Raw genomic sequence first — 2317 nt, forward strand, 5'->3', positions numbered from 1 at the left:
CGGAAAGCCGCGATGAGCCTAAAATAATCGGAACAACTAGCCAGCTTAGAAGAACGATAAACCTGATGTTCTATCGCTATTAACTATTAGAAGATCTATCGATCATTATCAGCATCGAACAATATCGTATAAGTAGAGTGACTGATCGCCCCCCTTCCCCTGAATGTTAAACGATGCAATAGAGTTACTATATTTGATGGATCAAGGCCTTCAAACTAGAGTTTAGGCTGACCAAAAGATCAGGCAATATCCTCGTATTCGATCCCTCTGCCGCTAAACCCCACTATGCTACTCATTATAAAGTCACTGAGCACTCCAGCCAAGAATGCCATAAAGGTTGCCCTAGCATTTTGTTTAGCTATCTACCTTGCGTTGTATTTTAACCTTGAGAAGCCTTACTGGGCGGCTATCGTGGTCAATATATTGGCCATCACTGATACTATTACTGCTGGCAAGAAAAAAGGCATTCTCAGATTGTTGGGGACGCTTTGTGGCGCGTTTGTCGGGCTTTGGTTAATCGCTGTTTTTGGGCAAGATCGATATTATTTTTTAGCAAACATCGCACTGTTACTCGCAATTTGTATATACATGGGTTCCGATCCGGTCATCGGCTATGCTTACATTACGGCATTTATTGTCTGCATCCTGCTGGCGATATCTGGCAGCTTTGATGGTGTAGCTACATTTAATATTGCGGTACTAAGGCTGCAAGAAACCCTGCTTGGCTTCGTGGTCTATACGACCATCTATAGCGTGGTTTGGCCTGAGGATGATGACACACGCTTTAACAACGAAGTCAGTGTTGTTTTAGAGGCGATGTCTACCCTCATTCATTCACTCGCTTACAATGACTCAGCGCAGCGTTTCCAGTTACACACGAGCTGCGAGTTAAATATTGAAAGCCCGACCTTCAAAGCGCTGAACGATCTGATGCGCCTGCCCGATTTGCATGGCCGTATGCCTGCCAGAAAGCAGTGGAAGCATCAACAGCAAACTCAAGCAATCTGGGTTGCCAAACAGTTACTGCAAAACGCCCATGATCAAGGGGTTGATCACAATGATTTTTCGATACTTAACCAGGCTATGGCTTTTATTGAAGCATCATCGGTTAATGTCGATTACAAGCCCCCTTTTCCAGAGACAGTCAAACAATTCTACCAGGGTAACTTTAAGAAAAAGCGCTTATTTGCCCGATTACTTGACAACAGCCAGCAACGATTAAGCAATACGTTAGTCGGCACAATGAGCTTCATCTCAGCAATTCTAGTCTGGATATATCTACCAATATCATCGGGAAGTCTGTTCATCATTAACAGTGCCATTTGCGCCTTGATATTAAGCAACATGCCTAGGCAAATGATAAAGCACTGGACCATTGGCTACTTAGCCTTTGGGTCACTGTTCCTCATTCAGTATGTTCTGCTGTTACCTTCGATGACCGAAGTATGGCAATTAATGGCATTTTACTTTGTTAATGTCTTTACGGTGTATCGCCTGTTCGCTGGTAATCAGTGGATGGTCTATCGAGTTCTCGGGGGCAACCTATTAGTAATGATTACCATGAGCGCAACGCAACTTGTGCCTGTTTATGACGTCACTACCCCTTTGAACCTACTCATTTATATGATGGTTGCACTGGCTTTCATCCGCTTTTACACCCGCTTAATACACCGTAAAAGTTAACCACTATAACCTCACACAAAGACCACTAAGGCATAAAGTAATGAAAATGAGTAAATGCTCTGCGCTTGTCGTTATCGACCTGCAACAAGGTATCGTTGATCAATTACCGGAAACCGTGTCCCGACCGATCATAGAGAACAGCCTTGCTCTCTGCGATGCATTTGATGATGCTGATTTACCCGTAATTATTGTTAATGTAGCCGGTCGTCCACAAGGCCGAACGGAACTGCAAAATAAAGCGGCTCAGCCTGACGCATCAAAGATCGTATGGGGAGAGGTCATCGAAAGCCTGCGCCTAAACCCTAATTATCGCTATCTAACCAAATATTCCTGGGGTGCATTTACCAACACAGATTTGCAGAAGCAGCTTTGTGTGCAAGGTATTACGGATATTTATCTGACCGGGGTAGCAACAAGTATTGGGGTCGAATCAACGGCTAGACAAGCATTTGAACTGGGTTATAACGTGGTGATTGTCGAAGATGCGATTGCAGATATGAACCCGATGAACCACCAGCACAGCTGCCAAAATATATTCCCAAAACTCAGTGTTTTAGCAAAAGCTCAAGACTTGCTATAACTGTCTCGTCCTAAAATACGTTGACCGTATTTTCATTAAAATCGAGTAGGAGGA

The 2317-nt window shown here is 43.8% G+C and carries 2 protein-coding genes; both read left to right on the plus strand.

All coding sequences use genetic code 11. The annotated features are described in order from the left end of the window. The first annotated feature begins 285 nt into the window (after positions 1-285). Positions 286-1683 (plus strand): FUSC family protein, encoded by a 1398-nt coding sequence (locus AB4507_RS22875; RefSeq protein WP_372074740.1) that lies wholly within the window; start codon positions 286-288, stop codon positions 1681-1683. 46 nt (positions 1684-1729) lie between these two features. Continuing rightward, on the plus strand, positions 1730-2263 hold the full coding sequence (locus AB4507_RS22880; RefSeq protein WP_372183486.1) for an isochorismatase family cysteine hydrolase: 534 nt from the start codon (positions 1730-1732) through the stop codon (positions 2261-2263). The last annotated feature ends 54 nt before the right edge of the window (positions 2264-2317 follow it).

It is taken from the genome of Vibrio sp. 10N.222.54.A3 (assembly GCF_041474095.1).
Taxonomy (GTDB): domain Bacteria; phylum Pseudomonadota; class Gammaproteobacteria; order Enterobacterales; family Vibrionaceae; genus Vibrio; species Vibrio crassostreae_C.

Excerpts from the sequence above, each read along its gene's own strand:
- AB4507_RS22875 (WP_372074740.1), top strand. The coding sequence starts at position 286 with ATGCTACTCATTATAAAGTCACTGAGCACTCCAGCCAAGAATGCCATA.
- AB4507_RS22880 (WP_372183486.1), top strand. The coding sequence starts at position 1,730 with ATGAGTAAATGCTCTGCGCTTGTCGTTATCGACCTGCAACAAGGTATC.